Here is a 19,477-nt window from a genome sequence, read left to right on the forward strand (position 1 = left end):
ACATATAAAACCCTCTTAACGAGGTTCAATTTTCCATAAATGCTGGGCGACGGACAACCAAGCACCTAACCAGCCAAGGTAGGCCGAGAATAACAACAGTGTAGAGCTCTCGCCTACAGAGGGTAAATGTAGCGTAAAGCTGCTGACATACAAATGCGTCAAGTCAGAGAGGCTGTTATTGAGCAAATATAAGCTGATGGTAATAATAAGCCACGCTGCACCAGCACCTAGCAGTCCCTGCAGAAGACCAAAGTACAGAAATGGGCGGCGAATGAAGGCATTAGTGGCGCCGATCAGTTTGGACACTTCGATTTCCTCGCGCTGGGTGAGGATTTGCAAACGGATCGTGTTGAAAGTAACGGCTACTAGCGCAAAGCTGAGCAGCACGGCAAGAATAAGTATAGCCAACAAGCCGAATTTGAGCATTGCGTCTAGCTTGTGTGCCCAAGCTGAATCCAATTGCACATGTTCGAGTTTAGGCCATTTTTGCAACTCATCGCGCAACGCTTCCAGCGCTTGCGCATCAGATATTTTTGGATAGATAACGTAAGCATCCGGCAGCGGGTTTTGTGCCAGTCCGCCGATTACGTCGGTCAGTCCCGTGGTTTGTTTGAGTTGCTCCAGCGCTTGGTCACGTGGCACAAACTTTACCTGGTTGATACCAGCATGTTGCTTTAATTGTTTGCCGATATGAGCGACGTCGTCCTTGCTGGCATCCATACTCAAGAAAATACTGATCTGAGGTGTACCAACTGCTTGTTCAGCCAGATTTTGTACGCTTTTAAGCAATAAATACATACCCGCTGGCAAGCTAAGTGCGATTCCAATGACTAGAATATTTAATAGGCTGGACAGTGGCGTGGTGAGGAAACGGCGCAAGGTGAACAGCAACACGTGAACATGCGATACCAGCCAGTTTTTCATGGGCACAATTCCCCATTTTTTAGTGCCAGCACGCGTCCCTTGAACTGGCGCAAAATGCTTTCGTCATGAGAGGAAATTAGCAGCGTGACGCCAACCTGATGGAACGATTTAAAAATACTCATGATGTCGTTGGCATAGTCCACATCAAGATTCCCGGTCGGTTCATCTGCCAGCAGGATTGAAGGGCGGTTGACTATGGCGCGTGCGATGCACAAACGTTGTTGTTCACCGCCAGACAGAGAAATCGGGCTGTTTTTTTCGCGCTTGAGCAAGCCTACCTTATCTAGCGCAGCCCGCACCCGCTTGGCGCTTTCGCGATGGTCGAAGCCGCAGATTCGCAGTGGCAACATTACGTTGTCAAACACGCTGCGATCGAACAGTATTTTATGATCCTGGAAAATTAAGCCAAGATTGCGACGCAGGTAGGGCAATGCCCCGCTTTGGATCGAACTGACGTTCTGTCCTTTGACTACAATGCTGCCAGAGCTGGGGCGTTCAATGGCGGCGATGAGCTTGAGCAAAGTGCTCTTGCCTGCACCGGAATGGCCGGTGAGGAATATCATTTCGCCTTCGGCGACCTCAAAACTAACATTTTTCAGTGCTTCATAACCTCCGGGGTAACGCTTGCATATTTGGCTAAACTGGATCATTCGTCCAGTCCCAGAAGTGCCGCGACGAAGTCTTCCGCTACAAATGGGCGCAGGTCATCCAGCCCTTCTCCCACGCCAATAAAGCGCAGGGGAATAGGATGCGCCTTGGCGATGGCAGCAATTACGCCGCCTTTGGCAGTACCATCCAGCTTGGTCAGTATCAGTCCCGTGACAGCCAGCGCATCGTCAAATGCCTTGACTTGGCTTAGCGCGTTCTGGCCAGTGTTTGCGTCCAGTACCAGCAGCACTTCATGGGGTGCACCGGGTAACGCCTTGGCGATAACGCGCTTGACCTTTTTAATTTCTTCCATCAAATGGATCTGGGTAGACAGACGTCCGGCAGTATCGGCCAGCACGATGTCGATTTTTCGTGCTTGGGCTGCTTGCACAGCATCGAAAATCACCGCTGCGGCATCGCCGCTCTGCTGGGCGATGACGGTAACATTGTTGCGCGCGCCCCACTCCATCAACTGTTCACGCGCAGCGGCACGGAAGGTATCGCCTGCGGCCAGCAGTACTGATTTGCCTTGCCCTTGAAAATACTTCGCCAGCTTGCCAATGGAGGTTGTTTTGCCAGCGCCGTTTACCCCGGCCAGCATAATGACGCAGGGATTATGTAAGCCCGTTTCCAAAGGCTGAGCCAGTGGCTTGAGCAGTTTAATCAGGTCGTACGCCAACGCCTCCTTTAGCTGAACTGCTTCAGTGAGTCGCTGCACTTTGACTTGTCGGCGCAACTCGGCCAGCAAGAAACGGGTTGCGTCCATTCCGACATCTGCGGTAATCAGAATGGTTTCCAGCTCCTCATACAGATCGTCGTCGATCTTGCCGCCTCGGCCAAACAAATCGGACATTTGATCGGCAGTGCGCGCCAGCCCGCACTTAAGTCGGCTGATCCAGCCGCTTTTTTTAGGCGTGTCTTCGACCGGGTTGGACTTGCTTTCAATTGGAATTTTTTTTAGGAAGCCGAACATTTTAAGGGAGTTTTGGGAGGTGGCAGAAAGATAACTAAATAGCGCATAATACACATCAGTCGTGGCGGCTTTTGCCGCCATCGTTATTCTATTCTGATTGAGTTGTTTTGGGCTAAAAAAATGCGTATACCAACATTAAAATATCTGCTGACTATTGCTGTTTTATGGCCTGCGATGCTTTTATTCGCTGTTAAGGCGCAAGCAGAGGTGTTTGAGAAGACTCTCGGCAATGGCCTTAAGGTCATAGTCAAGGAAGACCACCGTGCGCCAGTTATAGTTCAACAAATATGGTATCGCGCCGGCAGCATGGACGAAAATATTGGCGTCACCGGTATCGCACATGTGCTGGAACACATGATGTTCAAGGGCACCAAAAGCGTGCCGGTTGGGCAGTTTTCCAAGCGTATATCTGCTGCGGGCGGACGCGAAAATGCTTTCACCAGTAACGATTACACTGCATATTTCCAGCAGTTGCACAAATCCAAGTTACCTCTCGCCATGCAACTCGAATCCGATCGTATGCGCAACTTGCATCTGACGGAAACTGAATTCAGCAAAGAAATTAAAGTCGTTATGGAAGAGCGGCGCATGCGCACGGATGATGAGCCGCGCGCCCTGATGAATGAAAAATTGATGGCCGCGGCCTTTCAGGAACATCCTTACCGGACTCCAGTAATTGGCTGGATGAACGATTTGGAGACACTTTCCGTAAATGATGCCAAGACGTGGTATAAAAATTGGTACGTGCCCAATAATGCGACATTAGTCGTAGCAGGGGATGTGAAGGCGAGCGAAGTGTTTGCGCTGGCGCAACGTTTCTATGGCAGAATTCCAGCGCGTAGTTTGCCTGGGCGCAAACATTTTAGCGAGCCGCCGCAGTTAGGCGTGAAGCGCATTGTAGTAAAAGCTCCTGCGCAGCTGCCACATCTGGTAATGGCTTATCACGCCCCGACGCTACGTGACCCAGAGAAAGACTGGCAGCCCTATGCTTTGCAGATACTGGCCGGCATTCTCGATGGGAATGCTTCGGCGCGCTTGAACAAAACATTAGTGCGGGAAAAGCAACTGGCCAGCAATGTGGGCGCCGAATATGATGCCACCTCGCGCGGCCCAAGCCTGTTTATGTTAGAAGGTACCCCTAGCGAAGGCAAGAACGTGACGGAAATAGAAGATGGTTTGCGCGAACAAATAGCAATTCTAAAGCGTGACGGCGTGAGCGAAGATGAACTTAAACGCGCTAAGGCACAGGTGACTGCCAGTGAGGTGTACAAGCTCGATTCGCTGTTTTATCAAGCGATGCAGATTGGACAGATGGAAAGTATAGGACTGTCATACAAAACTATTCCCTTGATTCTGAAAAAATTGCAGGCGGTAACAGCGCAACAGGTGCAGGATGTGGCACGGGAATTTCTGCAGGACGACCAACTGACCATGGCCGTGCTTGAGCCACAGCCACTTTCCGGCAAACCGAAACAAATGAATAAAGGGGCAATACATGGACACTAAATTACTTGCCGCTGTGGTGTTGTTTCTAGCCGGCATCGCAACTGCACTCGCCACGCCCCATATCCAGCATTGGACATCGCCGAGCGGCGCGCGTGTATATTTTGTGGAGAACCATGATCTACCCATGCTCGATTTGACAGTGACTTTTGCCGCAGGAAGTAGCTTCGATGTGGCCGAAAAATCCGGATTGGCGGGGCTGACACATAGAATGCTGGATCTCGGTGCAGAAGGTTTGAGCGAGGACGACATCGCGCGAAATCTGGCCGACATTGGTGCACAATTTGGAAAGAATTTTGATGCGGATCGTGCGGGAATAAGTTTGCGCACATTGAGCAGTACTGCAGAACGCTTTCAGGCGCTGGATATTCTGGCGCGCGTGCTGCAACATCCGCTATTTCAAGAAGAGGTGTTGGCGCGAGAAAAGACACGCTTGATTGCTGGTTTAAAAGAAGACGAAACCAAACCGGAAAGGATTGCCGAAAAAGCTTTCAGCAAGGCCGTATTCGGTACCCATCCTTATGGTTTGCCATCGTCGGGTGAAGTCTCCACCGTAGAAAATATTCAGCGCACCGACACTGAAGCATTTTATCGTACACATTATTTGGCCAAAACTGCCGTGGTAGCCATTATGGGCGATGTGACGCGCGCCGAAGCTGAAGCTATCGCGCAAAATCTTACCGCGCAATTACCGCAAGGCATTGAGGCGGTGCAGGTTGCGCCGGTGGTCATGCAAATTAAAGCGAGTGAGCAGCGCATAGTACATCCGGCCACTCAGAGCCATATTTTGATGGGCGCACCCGGTTTGGCACGCAAAGATCCGGATTATTTTGCCCTTTATGTGGGCAACCACATTCTCGGCGGAGGAGGATTTGTATCCCGCCTGATGCACGAAATCCGCGAGAAACGCGGCCTTGCCTATAGTGTATATAGCTATTTTATACCGATGAAGTTGCCAGGCGCGTATCAGATCGGGCTGCAAACCAAAAAAAATCAAGCCGATGAAGCGCTGCAGCTAGTGCGCGCTACGCTGCGCGAGTTTATTGATAAAGGCGTGACGAAAAAGGAATTACAAGCATCCAAGCAAAATATTATTGGTGGTTTTCCGCTGCGTATCGATAGCAACAAAAAAATAGTTGACTACTTGAATGTCATTGGATTTTATGAGTTACCTTTGACCTATCTAGATGATTTTGTCGGAAATGTTGATAAAGTCACCATCGCGCAAATTCGCTCAGCCTTTGACCGACGCGTGAATCCAGATGCGATGGCCACTGTGATAGTCGGTGCTCCGGAGACCCCAAAGCCAGGTAACGAGGGAGCCGTGCAATAAATCGGATACGCATCATCGGTGGCACTCATCGTAGTCGTTGGGTGGAGTTTCCAGACGCGGAAGGCTTACGCCCCACACCAGATCGAGTGCGCGAGACTTTATTTAACTGGTTGGGGCAGAATCTTAATGGCACACGCTGTCTTGATTTGTTCGCTGGCAGTGGGATATTGGGATTAGAAGCGGCATCACGCGGTGCGACAGAAGTAGTAATGGTTGAGCGCAATCGTACGGTCTTTCGCGCTTTGCAAGAGACCATCATTAAATTAGCCTGTTCTAATGTATTGCTGCGTTGTGAAGATGGGTTAGAATTCGCGCGCCAAAAAAATGGGCTATTCGATGTCATTTTTCTTGACCCCCCGTTTCAGAGTGACCATCTGCCAAAATTGCTTCCCCTGCTTGCTGACAAGCTAACGCAAAACGGTATGGTGTATGTTGAAAGCGGTGCAGTATTTGAACCTGACAAAGCTTGGCAGGTGGTGAGACGTGCTAAAGCGGGTGCTGTGCATTATCAATTATTGAGATGCGAAAATGCGTTATAAGTATGATTAAAGTTATTTATCCTGGTACTTTTGATCCAATCACGCGCGGACACGAAGATGTAGTTCGCCGTGCCGCCGGGCTGTTCGGCGAAGTTGTGGTGGCTGTGGCAGAAAGTCGCAGTGTCACTTTGTTCACCATGGAAGAGCGTGTGGCCATGGCGAGTGAAATTTTCGCTGATTTTGTCAATGTCCGGGTGGAAGGTTTTTCTGGTTTGCTGATGAATTATGTGCGAACGCAAAATGCGCGCGTAGTATTGCGTGGCTTGCGCGCAGTATCGGATTTTGAATATGAATTTCAAATGGCGGGGATGAACCGCAGCCTGCATCCTGATGTCGAAACATTATTCTTGACGCCAGCGGAACATTACACCTTCATCTCCGCTAGTATAGTGCGTGAAATCGCGCGCTTTGGCGGCGACGTCAGTAAGTTTGTTTCACCTTTGGTGGCGATCAAATTGACTGAGAAAAAATTAACCTGATTTACAAAGGAACAGTGTGGCCCTGATTATTACCGACGAATGTATCAACTGCGACGTGTGCGAGCCAGAATGCCCGAACGATGCTATTTCACAAGGCGATACTATTTATTACATTAACCCTAGCAAATGCACCGAGTGCGTGGGACACTATGAAACGCCACAATGCGTGGAAGTTTGCCCGGTAGACTGCATTCCGCTCGACCCCGTTCATACGGAAAGCAGGGAGCAACTTCAAGCTAAATATGAAAAACTAATGGCAGCGAAGAACAAATAACAAGCGATGATTATTTAGCTGGAATGCTAATGGATCTGGATAAAATGACCAATCACCGCAATATGTTTTTCCGTATCTCTTTCCCCTTCCCTATCATTTGTAAAAATTACCCTGCACTGATGATGTTTATCAGTTGCTGGGCAATTAGTACCATACTCTCTTGACTTGGTGCTGGCCCATTATTCGCCTAACGCGGACAGCACCGAGCACCTTATCAAATCTTAAAGGGCTGCTGCGTCAGAAAACGCGCCGCCGCACCAAGCGTAAACAGATTAGGCGTCTGGTCGGCAGGCAAAAGAGTCTTAATAGCGGCATGAAATTTAGCATAATTGCCGCTGAAAGAGCCGTTGTTCCACACCTTTAACAGCTGCTCGGTAAATGCGCCGTTGTGGTCACCATCCATGGATGTCTGATTGTCCTGGCAACCAGAGATTAGAATTACCGCCGGCTTGAATTTTTTCGCAATCGCAGTTAGCCGCGGACTCACGGCCAGTTGGGCGAGCACGCTGTCCGGATCCGGTAGAGAAGCTTTGCCAGCGGCTTTAGCCACGTCTTGTTGCAGCTTATCGTAAAACGCTTGGTGCTCGCGATAGGTGCGCATGCCCACGGCAAGCGGCATCATCTTTGAGCGTCCAATCGTCGGCCAGATCATGCCGGGCTGCGGCGGTGCAGCACGTGTTACGGTGCCGCTATGGCAACTGTCAGAAAACACAAGCACGCGTACTCCTGTTGCAAATTGACTTAATTCAAAATACAACTCGTCGTCGATAAGTTGGCCGTCGTACAGGCACCAAGTCTCGTCTTGTTTATCCTCTTCTTCTCCAGTGACATCGGGAATTTGGCCGCCATGACCGGAATAGGTAAGGAAGAACAAGTCACCGGCTGTCAATTGCTTGGCGGCACTACGCATGGCAGCCAGCATATTGGCGCGCGTGCTCTTCTTAGTCAGCAACATGGTGGATTTCATGCCGCACGATTTGGCAATCGCCGCCATGTCCTTGGCATCGAACTCACAGGCATTGAGCTCGCCGCTCCAGCCACCATATGCAGTAGCGCTCACAGCATTCAGGCCAATGTGTAATGACATTGCCTTGGCTTTGGTTGTGGGTAATTTAGCTTTCTTTTCCATTTTAATCTCCTAGGTTAATGCCGCATGATATGCGGCAAAATTTTGATACTTGAGATAAAGTGACTGCGGTGCAATTGTAAATACACCCTGAGCGGCTTGGCAAACCTGCGACACACATTTTTATCAAGTTCAGTTCGATTTATATCCGATTTTTACTGTACGCGCTAAGCAATCATACGGCTCAGCGTGGTATAGGTGCGCAATCCATATCGAATAATTGTTGTATGATGAGCTGTAAATAAAAGTAGTCGTTCTTCCCCGCATTGAACTTCGAATAAAAGATTCTTAGCACCATTTTGCCTGCATAGTCTGCGTACCAAACGGCACCGGCATTAAATCGACATCATAAGATGCAAAATGCATTATTGAGATAATTGTCCGAACTGTGGCCTGATCAACAGCCAACAGTTTCAATTTAACGTGAAATGATACTTCAAGGATTAAAAAATGAGCCCGTTGGATGTAACCACGCTTAATCAGAAATTCGCCATTCCTGGACAACTCAAGTTCACTGAGGACGTGAACGGTTTGATAATTGCGTGCATTGCCAACGAACAAGCGCAATCTACCATTTCATTACAGGGTGCGCATGTCATGACCTTTGAGCCTGTGGGCGAAAAACCGGTCATTTGGCTTAGTCCTGCAGCCAAATTAGTACGCGGAAAATCCATTCGTGGCGGCGTGCCAATTTGTTGGCCATGGTTCGGTGCCCATGCAACCGACAGCACCTTTCCAGGTCATGGGTTTGCCCGTACCGTTCCCTGGCAAATTGTGGCCAGCGAAGTATTATCCGATGGCAGCACGCGCATCACCTTTGAATTACCACAGAGTTCAATTCCTGTTGCGCAATGGCCGCATGCTTGTCAAGTACGGAGCATCGTTACTATCGGCAAAGAGATGACCGTGGAACTTATCACCGAAAATACGGGCCAAATGATGTTTGAAATTGGCGAAGCGTTGCACACTTACTTCGCTATCAGCGATGTGAATAAAATTCGCATCACCGGTTTGGAAGGCTGCACTTATCTTGATAAGGTGGGCGATTGGCAACGCAGAACACAAGCAGGCGCAGTCACCATAGCTGCAGAAGTAGACCGCCTCTATGTGAATACCGACTCAGATTGTCTGATTGTTGACAGCGGCCATAAGCGCTGTATTCGTATTGCCAAGCGCGGCAGTCTTTCCACAGTAGTGTGGAACCCATGGGTAGAAAAGGCCACAAAAATGGGCGATTTCGGCAGCGATACGGGCTATTGCGGTATGGTCTGTGTAGAAAGTGCGAATGCGGCGGAGAATTGTGTTGAAGTCCCAGCGGGCGCAACTCATTCGTTGCATGTAACCTATAGTATTGAGAAAACACAATAGTCAAGATGTTGTTATGGGATCAAACGATGCAGGAAATTTATATGCTAATGCTAGATTTGGCTCCATCGATTCTTTTGACGGCGTAAGTAAGATTGATCTTGCGCTAGAAGTCGATTACCTGAAAAATTTTTGACTTTAAAGACGGTACCTACCGGCTACACCATTAAAAATAAAAGTGTTATGTCAAGACTCGACCCTTTCTTTGTTTTTCTATACCATAAGGACTTTCAAGCCGCCCGTTTTGGCTTGTTACTTTATGCTTCCTCCGTGCCTCTTACGCCATGAGAACGAAAGCGCGTTGAGCGATCAACTAGATCAATCATATGCTTTGCTGCATGAATTGTGAGCGGATGAGGGGTGTAGCCCGGCCTGGGAGAAATATAATCGGCCATTTCCCGAATGAGGTTGAGTTGATGGTCAGCGGCGTTAACGAGAAGGGAAGTCAGGACGTTCTCCAAGGCGATCACGCGCACCCTAAGCGCCACGAGTTCGACATTCGTCATCTCCGTCTGCTCGACACCATCCACACATGGTAAATCGGTATGGAGAGTATCACCATCTTTGTTTTCCCACCCAGCCAAAGCCTGAGCTAGCGGATTATTTTTTGTTAAAGCGTCTGAGTTATTGTCCACCATAGTTCCCTTCACCGATACCCCACACCCATGACATAATCTCGCAAAAGAGCCTCATCGTAACCTTTTTCTTCAAAAAGAATAAGGAGGGCATCCCGCTCATTGATGACGCCTAACGGTCTGAAATCATCATCTACGATAGGAACATGCAAAAAGCCCTTCTCTCTCATAAGCGACCACACATCTTGTAACAACTCATCGGGGTGACAGCAGATAACGTCCTTAGTCATCACCGTTCCAACGATAGCGTTACAACCACAGCCCTGACAAAGACTCATCTGGCGAACAACATCCGTTCTCGTCACAATGCCCACCATAACGCCACTCTTGTTACAAATAATGACAAGATTGTGGTGACTACCATCAATAGACTTGGCAGCCTCCGTCAGTGGAGCGTCGTCCGTGATTGTAACAAGACGCTCCCGCGCCAGAGGTAATATTTTTTTTACTAATGCCATCATATCCTTAGGGAAGCGCTGATTAACTCGCGTTTCAGAATTCACACATTTAAAAATCAATTTGTTACGCGCGAAATTCTGCGAAATTTTGAATTAATCAGCGTCTCCCTAGTTTTTACTGTTGATCATTGTAGCAGTGCTTTTCTGCTAAAGACAATGCGTAGTGTAGCGATTGTCAACGCTAAATAACAACATCCCTTGCTCACGCCGAGCGTCGGAGATATTGGTAACTGAGACGGATTTATCGATGTGCATTTTTCTCCAAGAATGACCCGCTACTGAATTGCAGATTAAAGGCTAAAGGACAGCATGGCAACTGGGGGCAGAGTAAATTTAAAGTTTCTGTTATGCCACCTTACAATTATTCACTTCACTAAGTTACTCTGCTCCCCCTTATACTGACCCCAGTTACACGTAGTACGGAAGTTTGAAGAAGACTGGGGAAAAATGTTGTAATGTTAAAACTGACCCCGTGCTTTGTGATTGAGAAGGAGCCAGTCCATGAAAATACTGATAACAGGCGGAACTGGATTAATTGGCCAAACATTATGCCCAGCATTACTGGCAGCGGGTCACACATTAAGGGTTTATAGCCGCCACCCTGATAAAGTCAATACCATATTGGGTGATCAAGTTACGCCACTCAATTCTTTGAAGACACTATCCGAGTCTGATTATTTTGAAGCCATTATCAATCTTGCTGGCGCACCGATTTTTGGTAAACGCTGGACGGATGAGCGCAAACGAGTCCTTCTACATAGCCGCATTGATGTTACTCAGGATCTGGTGAAGTTTATTGCGCGTGCGCAATCTAAGCCTGAAGTTTTCTTGAGTGGCTCAGCAATTGGCTTCTATGGTAACCAGGGCCATACCATACTTGATGAAACATCACCTGGCCAAGATGATTTTGGCCGCCAGCCTTGTGTCGAATGGGAAAACGAGGCAGTGAAAGCTAAGGAGCATGGTGTTCGAGTATGCCAATTACGCACAGGCCTGGTTGTTGGCAAAAATGGCGGTTTCTTACAACCGATGATACTGCCGTTCAAATTAGGGTTGGGTGGGCAACTTGGTAGTGGCGAACAATGGATGCCCTGGATTCATATCGACGACCATGTGGCCATTTGCTTGGCATTACTTAATAGCACTGAGCTTAATGGCCCATTTAACCTGACCGCACCTAACCCGGTTACTAACCATATATTTGCCCAAACGCTAGCAAAAACTCTTCATCGCCCCGCTTTTTTACCTGCACCAGCATGGATTCTTAAGCTCTTACTGGGTGAAATGTCTGAGTTACTACTAGGCAGTCAACGTGTTATTCCCAGGCGGATGTTGGGTGCTGATTATCAATTCAAGTTTACTGAATTGGGTGCAGCGCTACGTCAAGTTTTGTGTGATTAGATTATTAACACCGTGTGGGGGCAGGTTTTTCACACAAAAACATAACGTAAATTCGCTGTGATGAAATAAAACGATGCAGGTAGTTTATATAATATATGTAAGACACGATCCCGCTTCCCCACAAGATAGAATCAATCCAGTAACGAAATTCAATTCTGTTATAATTTAAAAAAGTGGTATTAGTTTCTAGTCTTCTTGCCACTGTCCATACTGGTTTTACAAACCCATCTATCTGCCTAAGACTGGCGCCATCAACGGCGACAGGCCGATTTTTTTCTAGGAATAATTTATGACTTTCTCAGCTCTCGGTTTGTCCGATGAAATCGTCCGCGCCGTTACCGAGCGTGGTTACACTGAACCGACGCCCATTCAGGCGCAGGCCATCCCGGTTGTGCTATCCGGCGGCGACCTGCTGGCTGGTGCACATACTGGCACCGGCAAGACTGCTGGTTTCACCCTGCCTATCCTGCAACGTCTTACTGCTTCTGCCAAACCTGTAACCGGTAAGGCACCAATTCGCGCGTTAGTTCTTATCCCTACGCGCGAGCTTGCCGCACAGGTAGAAGAGAGCGTGCGCGATTATGGCAAATACCTGAAACTTACCTCGATGACAATGATTGGTGGCGTTAACATTAATCCACAAATACAGCGCTTAAAAAGCCGTGTGGATATTTTAGTTGCCACACCTGGCCGGCTGCTCGATCACTTGCAGCAGAAAACGTTAGATCTGTCGCATATAGAAATACTGGTGCTGGATGAAGCCGACCGCATGCTGGACATGGGCTTCATTCGCGACATCAAAAAAATCTTGGCTATATTGCCCAGGCAGCGACAAAACCTGTTGTTTTCCGCTACCTTCTCCGACGAAATCAAAATGCTGGCCGATGGGCTGCTCAATAAACCGGCGATGATAGAAGTGGCGCGCCGCAACGCTACTGCAGAACTGATCACGCAGAAAATTTACCCAGTGGATCGCGAAAGAAAGCGTGAGTTGCTTACCCATCTTATCAAGGAATATAACTGGCATCAGGTGCTGGTGTTTACACGCACCAAACACGGTGCCAACAAGTTAGCTGAACAACTCAATAAGGACGACATTCCAGCGCTGGCCATCCATGGCAATAAGAGCCAAGCGGCACGCACTCGCGCATTGGCAGAATTTAAAACCGGCAAACTACAGGTGCTAGTGGCAACTGACATTGCTGCGCGTGGCATCGACATCATTGAATTGCCACACGTGGTCAACTTCGAGATGCCCAATGTATCGGAAGATTATGTCCACCGCATTGGACGCACCGGTCGCGCAGGCAGCGAAGGCGAGGCGAGTTCCCTGGTATGTATTGATGAACATAAGCTGCTGGGGGACATTGAGCGACTGACCAAGCGCGAAATTCCGGTTGTGCAAATACCCGGCTTCGAGCCAGATCCTCGCATCAAAGCAGAGCCTATTTTAAACGGTCAGAATCGCGGTCAAGGTGGGGAGCGTAAGCAAGGGCAAGGTCGAAGTCGTACTCCTCGGGCAGCGCCGCGTGCGGGCGGTGGTCAAGGCCGCACCAGTGTTGCTACTGCTACTACTGGTAAACCTGTTGCCCGCAAACCGGTATCACACCGTTCCGGTGGCTACAATCGCTAACCATGTTTTTGCCAAGACGCAGGGCCAGGTAATTAAGTAGATTAGCCCCGACACAATTAATAAATTTGTTTTTATTAAAATGAATCTCACAACAGACGAAAAAATCATAGCTGCGACGAAACTTTGGTTGGAGCGGGCCGTCATTGGCCTCAACTTGTGCCCGTTTGCCAAGGCCGTTCACGTGAAAAATCAGATACGCTATGTGGTGAGTTCTGCGGCCACACATGAGGATTTGCTAAGAGACCTCATGCGAGAGCTGGAAGTGTTGGCCGAAACGCCAGCAATAAATATCGACACAACCTTGCTTGTTCATCCCTATGTGCTCACTGATTTTCTTGAATACAACGATTTTCTCGATGTAGCCGATGCGGCGCTGGAAGACATGGATTTGGAAGGTGCGTTGCAAGTGGCCAGCTTTCACCCGCAGTATCAGTTTGCCGGAACGCAGCCTGACGATATCGAAAACTACACCAATCGGTCGCCGTACCCAATGCTGCATCTGCTACGCGAAGCGAGTGTCGTGCAGGCGGTGTCGGCTTTTCCTGAGGCCGAGAAAATATTCGACAAAAACATTGAGACACTGCGCCGTTTGGGTCACGCAGGCTGGAATGACTTGGGGCTGGTTAAGGCCAGTCCTCTCCTGGAAAATTAATAACTGCGCAAAGACCTTTAACGGTGACATCACCCACTTTCTCTTTACTTACCCCCGATTGCGTCATGAACGCGCTGGACAGCTTGAACTGCCGCAGCGATGGCCGTCTGTTAGCGCTAAACAGCTATGAGAACCGCGTCTATCAGGTAGGCATGGAAGAAGGCTCACCGCTGGTCGCAAAATTCTATCGGTCGGAACGCTGGACGAATGCGGCCATACTCGAAGAGCACACTTTCGTGCAGGCGTTGGTCGAGCGCGAAATTCCGGTGGTACCTGCTTTGGTGCTGGGTGGCAAAACACTGCACACCTTCGAAGGATTTCGCTTCGCCGTTTTTCCCAAACACGGCGGACGTGCGCCCGAACTTGAAGATCGAAACACGCTGGAATGGATGGGGCGCTTTCTGGGTCGCATCCACGCCATTGGTGCGCTCAAACCGTTTCAGCATCGCCCCACACTGGATATAGCGAGTTTCGGTGTAGAACCACTTGATTTTTTACTGACCAATAACTTTATCCCGGCTGATCTTGTTGCTGCCTATCGTAGCGTAGCAGAGCAGGCACTGGCTAGCGTGCGACATTGCTTTGAGCGTGCCGGCAGCAATGTAAAAACACTACGTCTACATGGGGATTGTCATGCAGGTAATGTGCTATGGACGGATGACGGTCCGCACTTCGTTGATTTTGACGATAGCCGCATGGGGCCTGCTGTGCAAGACTTGTGGATGCTGTTATCGGGCGAGCGTGCTGACATGGCGCGGCAGTTGAATGACGTGCTGGCAGGGTATAAAGACTTTTACGATTTTGATTCATGTGAGTTGCATCTGGTCGAAGCTCTGCGCACCTTGCGCCTGATACATTATTCCGCCTGGCTGGCTCAGCGATGGGACGATCCAGCCTTCAAGCAAGCCTTCCCGTGGTTTAATACTCAACGCTATTGGCAAGATCGCATTCTGGAATTGCGCGAGCAGATCGCGCTGATGGACGAGCCGCCACTATGGCCGGTTTGATTGATATGCAAGCTCGTTGCGCTTGCGGCAGCAAGAAAATTTTTACAGACTGTTGCGAGTGTTATATCGAGGGCAACACGCCTGCCCCCAGCGCTGAAGCTTTGATGCGTTCCCGCTATGTCGCTTACACATTGGGATGCGATGATTATTTACTGGCAACTTGGCATCCCTCTACTCGCGCCGTTACGTTGGATACAGTTGATAAAGTTGAGACAAAGTGGCTGGGGCTGGAGGTGAAACGCCATGAGTACAATCTTCAAGAACCGAACCGCGCCCTAGTGGAGTTTGTGGCGCGCTACAAAGCAGGGGGTCGTGCGTATCGACTGCACGAATTGAGTCGCTTCGTGCGCGAGGGCGACCTATGGTTTTATGTGGATGGAGACATTCACTAAGTTAGACTTAGCACCTTACAGCCCTTAGACTTACTTATTTTTTGCAATACATATTTCGCGAGAACATTCATCATGGCATCAGATTCTGTAACACAGCCTGTACTAGAAGCAATTGACGCACCCGCACCTGTTTCGCGTGATTTAATCACGCGCGAAGTGGCGCGCCGTCGCACCTTCGGCATCATCTCTCACCCGGATGCGGGCAAAACCACACTGACCGAAAAATTACTGCTATTTTCCGGCGCGATTCAATTGGCGGGTACGGTAAAGGCACGCAAGAGCGGTCGCCACGCAACGTCCGACTGGATGGACATCGAGAAGCAACGTGGTATCTCTGTAGCCAGCTCAGTGATGCAGTTCGAATATCGTAACCATGTCGTAAATTTGCTCGATACCCCCGGCCACCAGGATTTTTCCGAAGACACCTACCGCGTGCTCACCGCCGTAGATTCCGCGCTCATGGTTATTGACGCGGCCAAGGGCGTGGAAACGCAAACCATCAAATTGCTCAACGTGTGCCGTATGCGCAACACACCCATCATAACCTTCATTAACAAGATGGACCGTGAAACACGCGACCCGGTGGAATTGCTGGATGAGGTTGAGTCGGTACTTAATATCCAATGCGCACCGGTGACTTGGCCGCTGGGGATGGGCAAAACTTTTCGGGGTGTCTATCACTTATTGCGCGACGAAATTTTACTGTTCGCGGCAGGCGAAGAACGCGCCGATCAGGATTTTGAAATAGTTAAAGGCATCGATAACCCGCGTCTTGTGGAAATGTTCCCATTGGAAATAGGTCAGCTTAAAGCGGAAGTTGAACTACTGCATGGAGCTTCTCATCCTTTTGATCTTGCCGCGTTTCTGGCCGGCACGCAAACTCCCGTATTCTTTGGCTCCGCTATCAACAACTTCGGCGTGCGCGAAATTCTCAACGCCCTGTTGGATTGGGCACCGGCGCCGCGTGCACGGGATGCCACTGTACGTGTTGTCGCACCTAACGAGGCGGCTTTTACTGGCTTCGTGTTCAAGATACAAGCCAACATGGACGCAAATCATCGTGACCGCATCGCCTTCTTGCGTGTTTGCTCCGGGCGCTTCGAGCGTGGCATGAAGATCAAACACCTGCGTATTAACCGCGAAATTCGTGTATCCAACGTTGTCACCTTTATGGCCTCCAGCCGTGAGCAGGTAGAAGAAGCCTACGCTGGCGACATCATCGGCTTACCCAACCACGGCAACATGCAGATCGGCGACAGCTTTTCCGAAGGCGAATTATTGCAGTTCACCGGCATTCCTTATTTCGCACCAGACTTTTTCCGCTCCGTGCGCATCCGGAACCCGATCAAGGTCAAGCAACTGCATAAAGGTTTGCAGCAGCTGGGTGAAGAGGGCGCTGTACAAGTATTCAAACCAGTTAGTGGGGGTGATTTAATTCTAGGCGCGGTCGGCGTACTGCAGTTCGATGTCGTCGCCAGTCGCTTGATGGGCGAATACGGCGTGGATGCAGTATTCGATGGCACCAATACCACGAGCGCGCGCTGGGTAACTTGTGACGACAAAAAAATGCTCGCCGATTTTGAGAAGGCCCTATCGCACAATGTCGCCTACGATGCCGCCAGCAACATGGCCTATCTCGCACCGAACAGCGTCAATCTCAAACTCACCCAGGAACGCTGGCCGAAAGTAGTTTTCCACACCACGCGTGAACATGCGGTGAAACTGTAGTTGATTTTCTTCCATAAAGACTTCCATGCAACAATTTGAATTCAAGCTTAATGGCGAATTTATCGAGCTAAACCAACTGCTAAAAATGGTTGGCGTGTGCGATAGCGGCGGAGCGGGTAAGGTACTGGTCGCAGAAGGTGTGGTATCGGTGGACGGGCACGTGGAATTGCGCAAAACCTGCAAAATACGTGCAGGATCGGTGGTAACCCTAGGCGACGTGCGCATCACAGTGCTTGCATAATTTTCATGCTGTATATCTCCCACAACGTTACCATTGCTGATCATGAGATCGAGTTAACCGCCGTGCGTGCGCAGGGAGCAGGCGGTCAGAACGTCAACAAGGTTTCCAGCGCCGTGCATCTGCGTTTCGACATCAACGTCTCATCGTTGCCAGACGCTTTTAAAGCGCGGCTCTTTGAACTGCACGATCACCGTATCACCAAAGACGGCGTGATAATTATCAAGGCGCAGGAATTTCGCAGTCAGGAAATGAATCGTGGTGAAGCATTACGACGCTTGAAAGAGTTGGTGCAGAGTATCGCGGTGTTGCCCACCGTCCGTCGTGCAACAAAACCTACGCGCAGTTCGCAGAGGAAGCGTATGGACAGCAAAGCCAAGCATGGTGCAACTAAAAGTATGCGTGGCCGGGTGGTGGAATAATTTGACAGAAGCCTACTTCTGCATGAGACGGATCCAGGAGCTATATGGCTATTAAAGCAACCATCTTCAAAGCCAATCTGCAAATCGCAGACATGGAGCGTCACTATTACCAAGATCACGCGCTTACTCTTGCACGACATCCTTCTGAAACAGACGAGCGCATGATGGTGCGGCTGTTAGCCTTTGCGTTGCATGCCCATGAATATCTGGAGTTCGGCCAAGGGATGACCACTGATGATGAGGCAGATTTGTGGCGGAAAGATTTAACGGGTGCGATTGAGTTATGGATAGACGTCGGGCTTCCCGACGAAAAACTAATACGTAAAGCCTGCGGCCGCTCTAACCAGGTGATTGTTTATACCTATGGCGGTCGTGTCGCTGATATGTGGTTCGCACAAAACAGCAGTCAATTCGAACGACTCAGGAATCTGAGCGTGATTAACCTGCCGATGAAACATACGCGCGCCATCGCCAAGCTGGCTCAGCGCAACATGCAGTTGCAATGCACCATTCAGGATGGACAGATATGGTTGAGCGATGGGAATGACAGTGCGCAGGTGGAACGGGTGTTGCTAAAAGTCCCATCCACTCGCGGGCATTGAGCGCAACTAGTCGGCGCTCAACGACTTAGTCAATTTCAATCGCTGCCGCCACAACACAGCACTTGCCCAACTCAGCGCGGCAAGCATAACCAAGCCGCCCAGCGTATGCGCCAGCGCGCCCCAGTGCTGAGCATTGGGCCGCTGACCAAAGCTATCGAGTAGATATATCCAATCGTGCGGGCCATCTTCGCCGACGCTCCCTCCGAGCAAAATTAATTGCGGTCGCAGGGCATCATATATGTAGGGTGCAAGGTCTATCAAGCTGACACTTGTCCACCATAGCCCGATCGCCGCGCCGAAGTTGTCGCGATTTTTCCAGATAAAGGCGATAGCAATCCCGCCGGGTAATGCCAATTGGAACAAGCTGCCGCCGAGGATGGTGAGCCACTGACCGAAAGGCATAAACAACACGTGCCCGGCCTCATGGATAGGAAGCAGGATGTTGTGCATGAAGGAGCCGCCCATCTCGCCGCTGCGGTAATCATAAGAAAATAGTCTCCAGCTCCACCCTGCCAAGAGAACGAGCAGCAGACAACGCCCATAGAAAGATAGCTCATCCATCTGTTCCTTGGGCGTGAGAAAATCCTGCGTGCGTTTGCGCCAACTACGAGTGGTCGGGCCCGGGTCAGCATCGTAAGTCACGGGCACTTCTGTCAATGCTTGCCACTTAAAAAAATAAATGCCGCAGGCAGGGCATGCGGCATTGCTCGGTAAAGATTGCGGTAACTTGCATCCGCACTTGGGGCAATCAGTGTAGGTATCAGGCATTACTCTCGCGCTTTACCGGCAAGCTAGCCACAGACTTACCGAAAGCTGCACTGTACTGATTTAGGTGGACGAGCTTTCATCGTTAGCGTGACCGGATTGGTCTGAGGAAGACGGGGGTTTATCTTCTAATTTACGCTGCTTTTTTTCTTCTTTCTTTTTTTTCTTGGCTAATTCTTTTTGACGCTTTTCGAATTGAAAATTAGGTTGTACCAATTTGTCGCCTTTATTATTAGGATTTATTTAAATGCCCGATTTGCAGCCGCTATTTTCACACATTTACGACTAACCATGGGGGGTGCTTTGGGAGGACCCGTACAAACCGCGAAAAATTGATCTCATGCTGGCAATGAAACGTTCTGTGGATGGCTTGCCGGGCC

Annotated in this window: 23 protein-coding genes; 15 read left to right on the plus strand and 8 right to left on the minus strand. The window is 49.7% G+C overall.

The genetic code is table 11. The features are described from left to right. Nucleotides 1-15: 15 nt before the first annotated feature. The 3 genes from ftsX to ftsY are packed head-to-tail and all read right to left on the minus strand — an operon-like array spanning nt 16 to nt 2,545. On the minus strand, nt 16-924 hold the full coding sequence (gene ftsX / locus MKZ32_RS12245; protein ID WP_239797523.1) for a permease-like cell division protein FtsX: 909 nt from the start codon (nt 922-924) through the stop codon (nt 16-18). Then, nucleotides 921-1,574 carry a cell division ATP-binding protein FtsE gene (ftsE, locus tag MKZ32_RS12250; protein ID WP_239797524.1) on the minus strand — a complete coding sequence of 218 codons (654 nt, stop codon included), beginning with the start codon at nt 1,572-1,574 and terminating at the stop codon, nt 921-923. The genes ftsX and ftsE overlap by 4 nt, the downstream gene beginning before the upstream one ends. Beyond that, nucleotides 1,571-2,545 carry a signal recognition particle-docking protein FtsY gene (gene ftsY / locus MKZ32_RS12255; protein WP_239798155.1) on the minus strand — a complete coding sequence of 325 codons (975 nt, stop codon included), beginning with the start codon at nt 2,543-2,545 and terminating at the stop codon, nt 1,571-1,573. Before ftsY ends, ftsE begins: the two co-directional genes overlap by 4 nt. Before the next feature lie 174 nt (nt 2,546-2,719). Between ftsY and MKZ32_RS12260 the strand changes: the two genes are divergently transcribed. The 5 genes from MKZ32_RS12260 to MKZ32_RS12280 are packed head-to-tail and all read left to right on the plus strand — an operon-like array spanning nt 2,720 to nt 6,673. Next, entirely contained in the window at nt 2,720-4,051 is a 1,332-nt protein-coding gene (locus MKZ32_RS12260) for a M16 family metallopeptidase (protein ID WP_239797525.1), read from the plus strand. Beyond that, nucleotides 4,041-5,381 carry a M16 family metallopeptidase gene (locus tag MKZ32_RS12265; RefSeq protein WP_239797526.1) on the plus strand — a complete coding sequence of 447 codons (1,341 nt, stop codon included), beginning with the start codon at nt 4,041-4,043 and terminating at the stop codon, nt 5,379-5,381. The genes MKZ32_RS12260 and MKZ32_RS12265 overlap by 11 nt, the downstream gene beginning before the upstream one ends. 14 nt (nt 5,382-5,395) lie before the next feature. Further along, nucleotides 5,396-5,920, plus strand: a complete 525-nt coding sequence (gene rsmD / locus MKZ32_RS12270) for a 16S rRNA (guanine(966)-N(2))-methyltransferase RsmD (protein WP_320412282.1) — start codon at nt 5,396-5,398, stop codon at nt 5,918-5,920. Nucleotides 5,921-5,922: 2 nt separating this feature from the next. Continuing rightward, a complete protein-coding gene (coaD, locus tag MKZ32_RS12275; protein WP_239797528.1) occupies nt 5,923-6,399 on the plus strand; it encodes a pantetheine-phosphate adenylyltransferase in 477 nt (158 codons plus the stop codon). A 16-nt stretch (nt 6,400-6,415) separates the two neighbouring features. Next, nucleotides 6,416-6,673: a YfhL family 4Fe-4S dicluster ferredoxin gene (locus MKZ32_RS12280; RefSeq protein WP_239797529.1), complete on the plus strand. Its 258-nt coding sequence runs from the start codon at nt 6,416-6,418 to the stop codon at nt 6,671-6,673. Nucleotides 6,674-6,887: 214 nt separating this feature from the next. Here MKZ32_RS12280 and MKZ32_RS12285 read toward each other — a convergent pair whose 3' ends face one another. Further along, the gene (locus MKZ32_RS12285; RefSeq protein ID WP_239797530.1) at nt 6,888-7,802 is read right to left on the minus strand and encodes a caspase family protein; all 915 of its coding nucleotides are present in this window, start codon (nt 7,800-7,802) and stop codon (nt 6,888-6,890) included. Nucleotides 7,803-8,249: 447 nt separating this feature from the next. On the opposite strand from MKZ32_RS12285, the gene MKZ32_RS12290 reads away from it, so the two are divergent. Beyond that, complete coding sequence (locus MKZ32_RS12290) at nt 8,250-9,167, plus strand: D-hexose-6-phosphate mutarotase (protein WP_239797531.1); 918 nt, start codon at nt 8,250-8,252, stop codon at nt 9,165-9,167. A 254-nt stretch (nt 9,168-9,421) separates the two neighbouring features. Here the strand turns inward: MKZ32_RS12290 and MKZ32_RS12295 are convergent, their stop codons facing one another. Together MKZ32_RS12295 and MKZ32_RS12300 are read right to left on the minus strand one after the other, a co-directional pair. Beyond that, nucleotides 9,422-9,814: a hypothetical protein gene (locus MKZ32_RS12295; RefSeq protein ID WP_239797532.1), complete on the minus strand. Its 393-nt coding sequence runs from the start codon at nt 9,812-9,814 to the stop codon at nt 9,422-9,424. Next, entirely contained in the window at nt 9,811-10,302 is a 492-nt protein-coding gene (locus tag MKZ32_RS12300) for a CBS domain-containing protein (protein ID WP_239797533.1), read from the minus strand. The genes MKZ32_RS12295 and MKZ32_RS12300 overlap by 4 nt, the downstream gene beginning before the upstream one ends. Nucleotides 10,303-10,758: 456 nt before the next feature. On the opposite strand from MKZ32_RS12300, the gene MKZ32_RS12305 reads away from it, so the two are divergent. The 9 genes from MKZ32_RS12305 to MKZ32_RS12345 all read left to right on the plus strand — a co-directional run bounded on the left by MKZ32_RS12305 (nt 10,759) and on the right by MKZ32_RS12345 (nt 18,332). Beyond that, nucleotides 10,759-11,658 carry a TIGR01777 family oxidoreductase gene (locus MKZ32_RS12305; protein ID WP_239797534.1) on the plus strand — a complete coding sequence of 300 codons (900 nt, stop codon included), beginning with the start codon at nt 10,759-10,761 and terminating at the stop codon, nt 11,656-11,658. Between the two features lie 289 nt (nt 11,659-11,947). Further along, complete coding sequence (locus tag MKZ32_RS12310; protein WP_239797535.1) at nt 11,948-13,291, plus strand: DEAD/DEAH box helicase; 1,344 nt, start codon at nt 11,948-11,950, stop codon at nt 13,289-13,291. A 79-nt stretch (nt 13,292-13,370) separates the two neighbouring features. Next, entirely contained in the window at nt 13,371-13,943 is a 573-nt protein-coding gene (locus MKZ32_RS12315; protein ID WP_239797536.1) for a DUF1415 domain-containing protein, read from the plus strand. Between the two features lie 65 nt (nt 13,944-14,008). Beyond that, the gene (locus MKZ32_RS12320) at nt 14,009-14,950 is read left to right on the plus strand and encodes a serine/threonine protein kinase (protein WP_239797537.1); all 942 of its coding nucleotides are present in this window, start codon (nt 14,009-14,011) and stop codon (nt 14,948-14,950) included. After that, complete coding sequence (locus MKZ32_RS12325) at nt 14,938-15,342, plus strand: YchJ family protein (RefSeq protein WP_239797538.1); 405 nt, start codon at nt 14,938-14,940, stop codon at nt 15,340-15,342. Before MKZ32_RS12320 ends, MKZ32_RS12325 begins: the two co-directional genes overlap by 13 nt. 72 nt (nt 15,343-15,414) lie before the next feature. Continuing rightward, a complete protein-coding gene (locus MKZ32_RS12330) occupies nt 15,415-17,070 on the plus strand; it encodes a peptide chain release factor 3 (RefSeq protein WP_239797539.1) in 1,656 nt (551 codons plus the stop codon). Between the two features lie 25 nt (nt 17,071-17,095). Further along, entirely contained in the window at nt 17,096-17,311 is a 216-nt protein-coding gene (locus tag MKZ32_RS12335) for an RNA-binding S4 domain-containing protein (protein WP_239797540.1), read from the plus strand. Between the two features lie 5 nt (nt 17,312-17,316). Continuing rightward, complete coding sequence (gene arfB, locus MKZ32_RS12340) at nt 17,317-17,730, plus strand: alternative ribosome rescue aminoacyl-tRNA hydrolase ArfB (RefSeq protein ID WP_239797541.1); 414 nt, start codon at nt 17,317-17,319, stop codon at nt 17,728-17,730. Nucleotides 17,731-17,774: 44 nt separating this feature from the next. After that, nucleotides 17,775-18,332: a YaeQ family protein gene (locus MKZ32_RS12345; RefSeq protein WP_239797542.1), complete on the plus strand. Its 558-nt coding sequence runs from the start codon at nt 17,775-17,777 to the stop codon at nt 18,330-18,332. A gap of 6 nt (nt 18,333-18,338) precedes the next feature. On the opposite strand, the gene MKZ32_RS12350 is transcribed toward MKZ32_RS12345, so the two are convergent. Beyond that, nucleotides 18,339-19,100 carry a hypothetical protein gene (locus tag MKZ32_RS12350; protein WP_239797543.1) on the minus strand — a complete coding sequence of 254 codons (762 nt, stop codon included), beginning with the start codon at nt 19,098-19,100 and terminating at the stop codon, nt 18,339-18,341. A gap of 60 nt (nt 19,101-19,160) precedes the next feature. Beyond that, the gene (locus tag MKZ32_RS12355) at nt 19,161-19,313 is read right to left on the minus strand and encodes a hypothetical protein (RefSeq protein ID WP_239797544.1); all 153 of its coding nucleotides are present in this window, start codon (nt 19,311-19,313) and stop codon (nt 19,161-19,163) included. Nucleotides 19,314-19,477: the final 164 nt, after the last annotated feature.

Source organism: Candidatus Nitrotoga arctica, assembly GCF_918378365.1.
Taxonomy (GTDB): Bacteria; Pseudomonadota; Gammaproteobacteria; order Burkholderiales; family Gallionellaceae; genus Nitrotoga; species Nitrotoga arctica.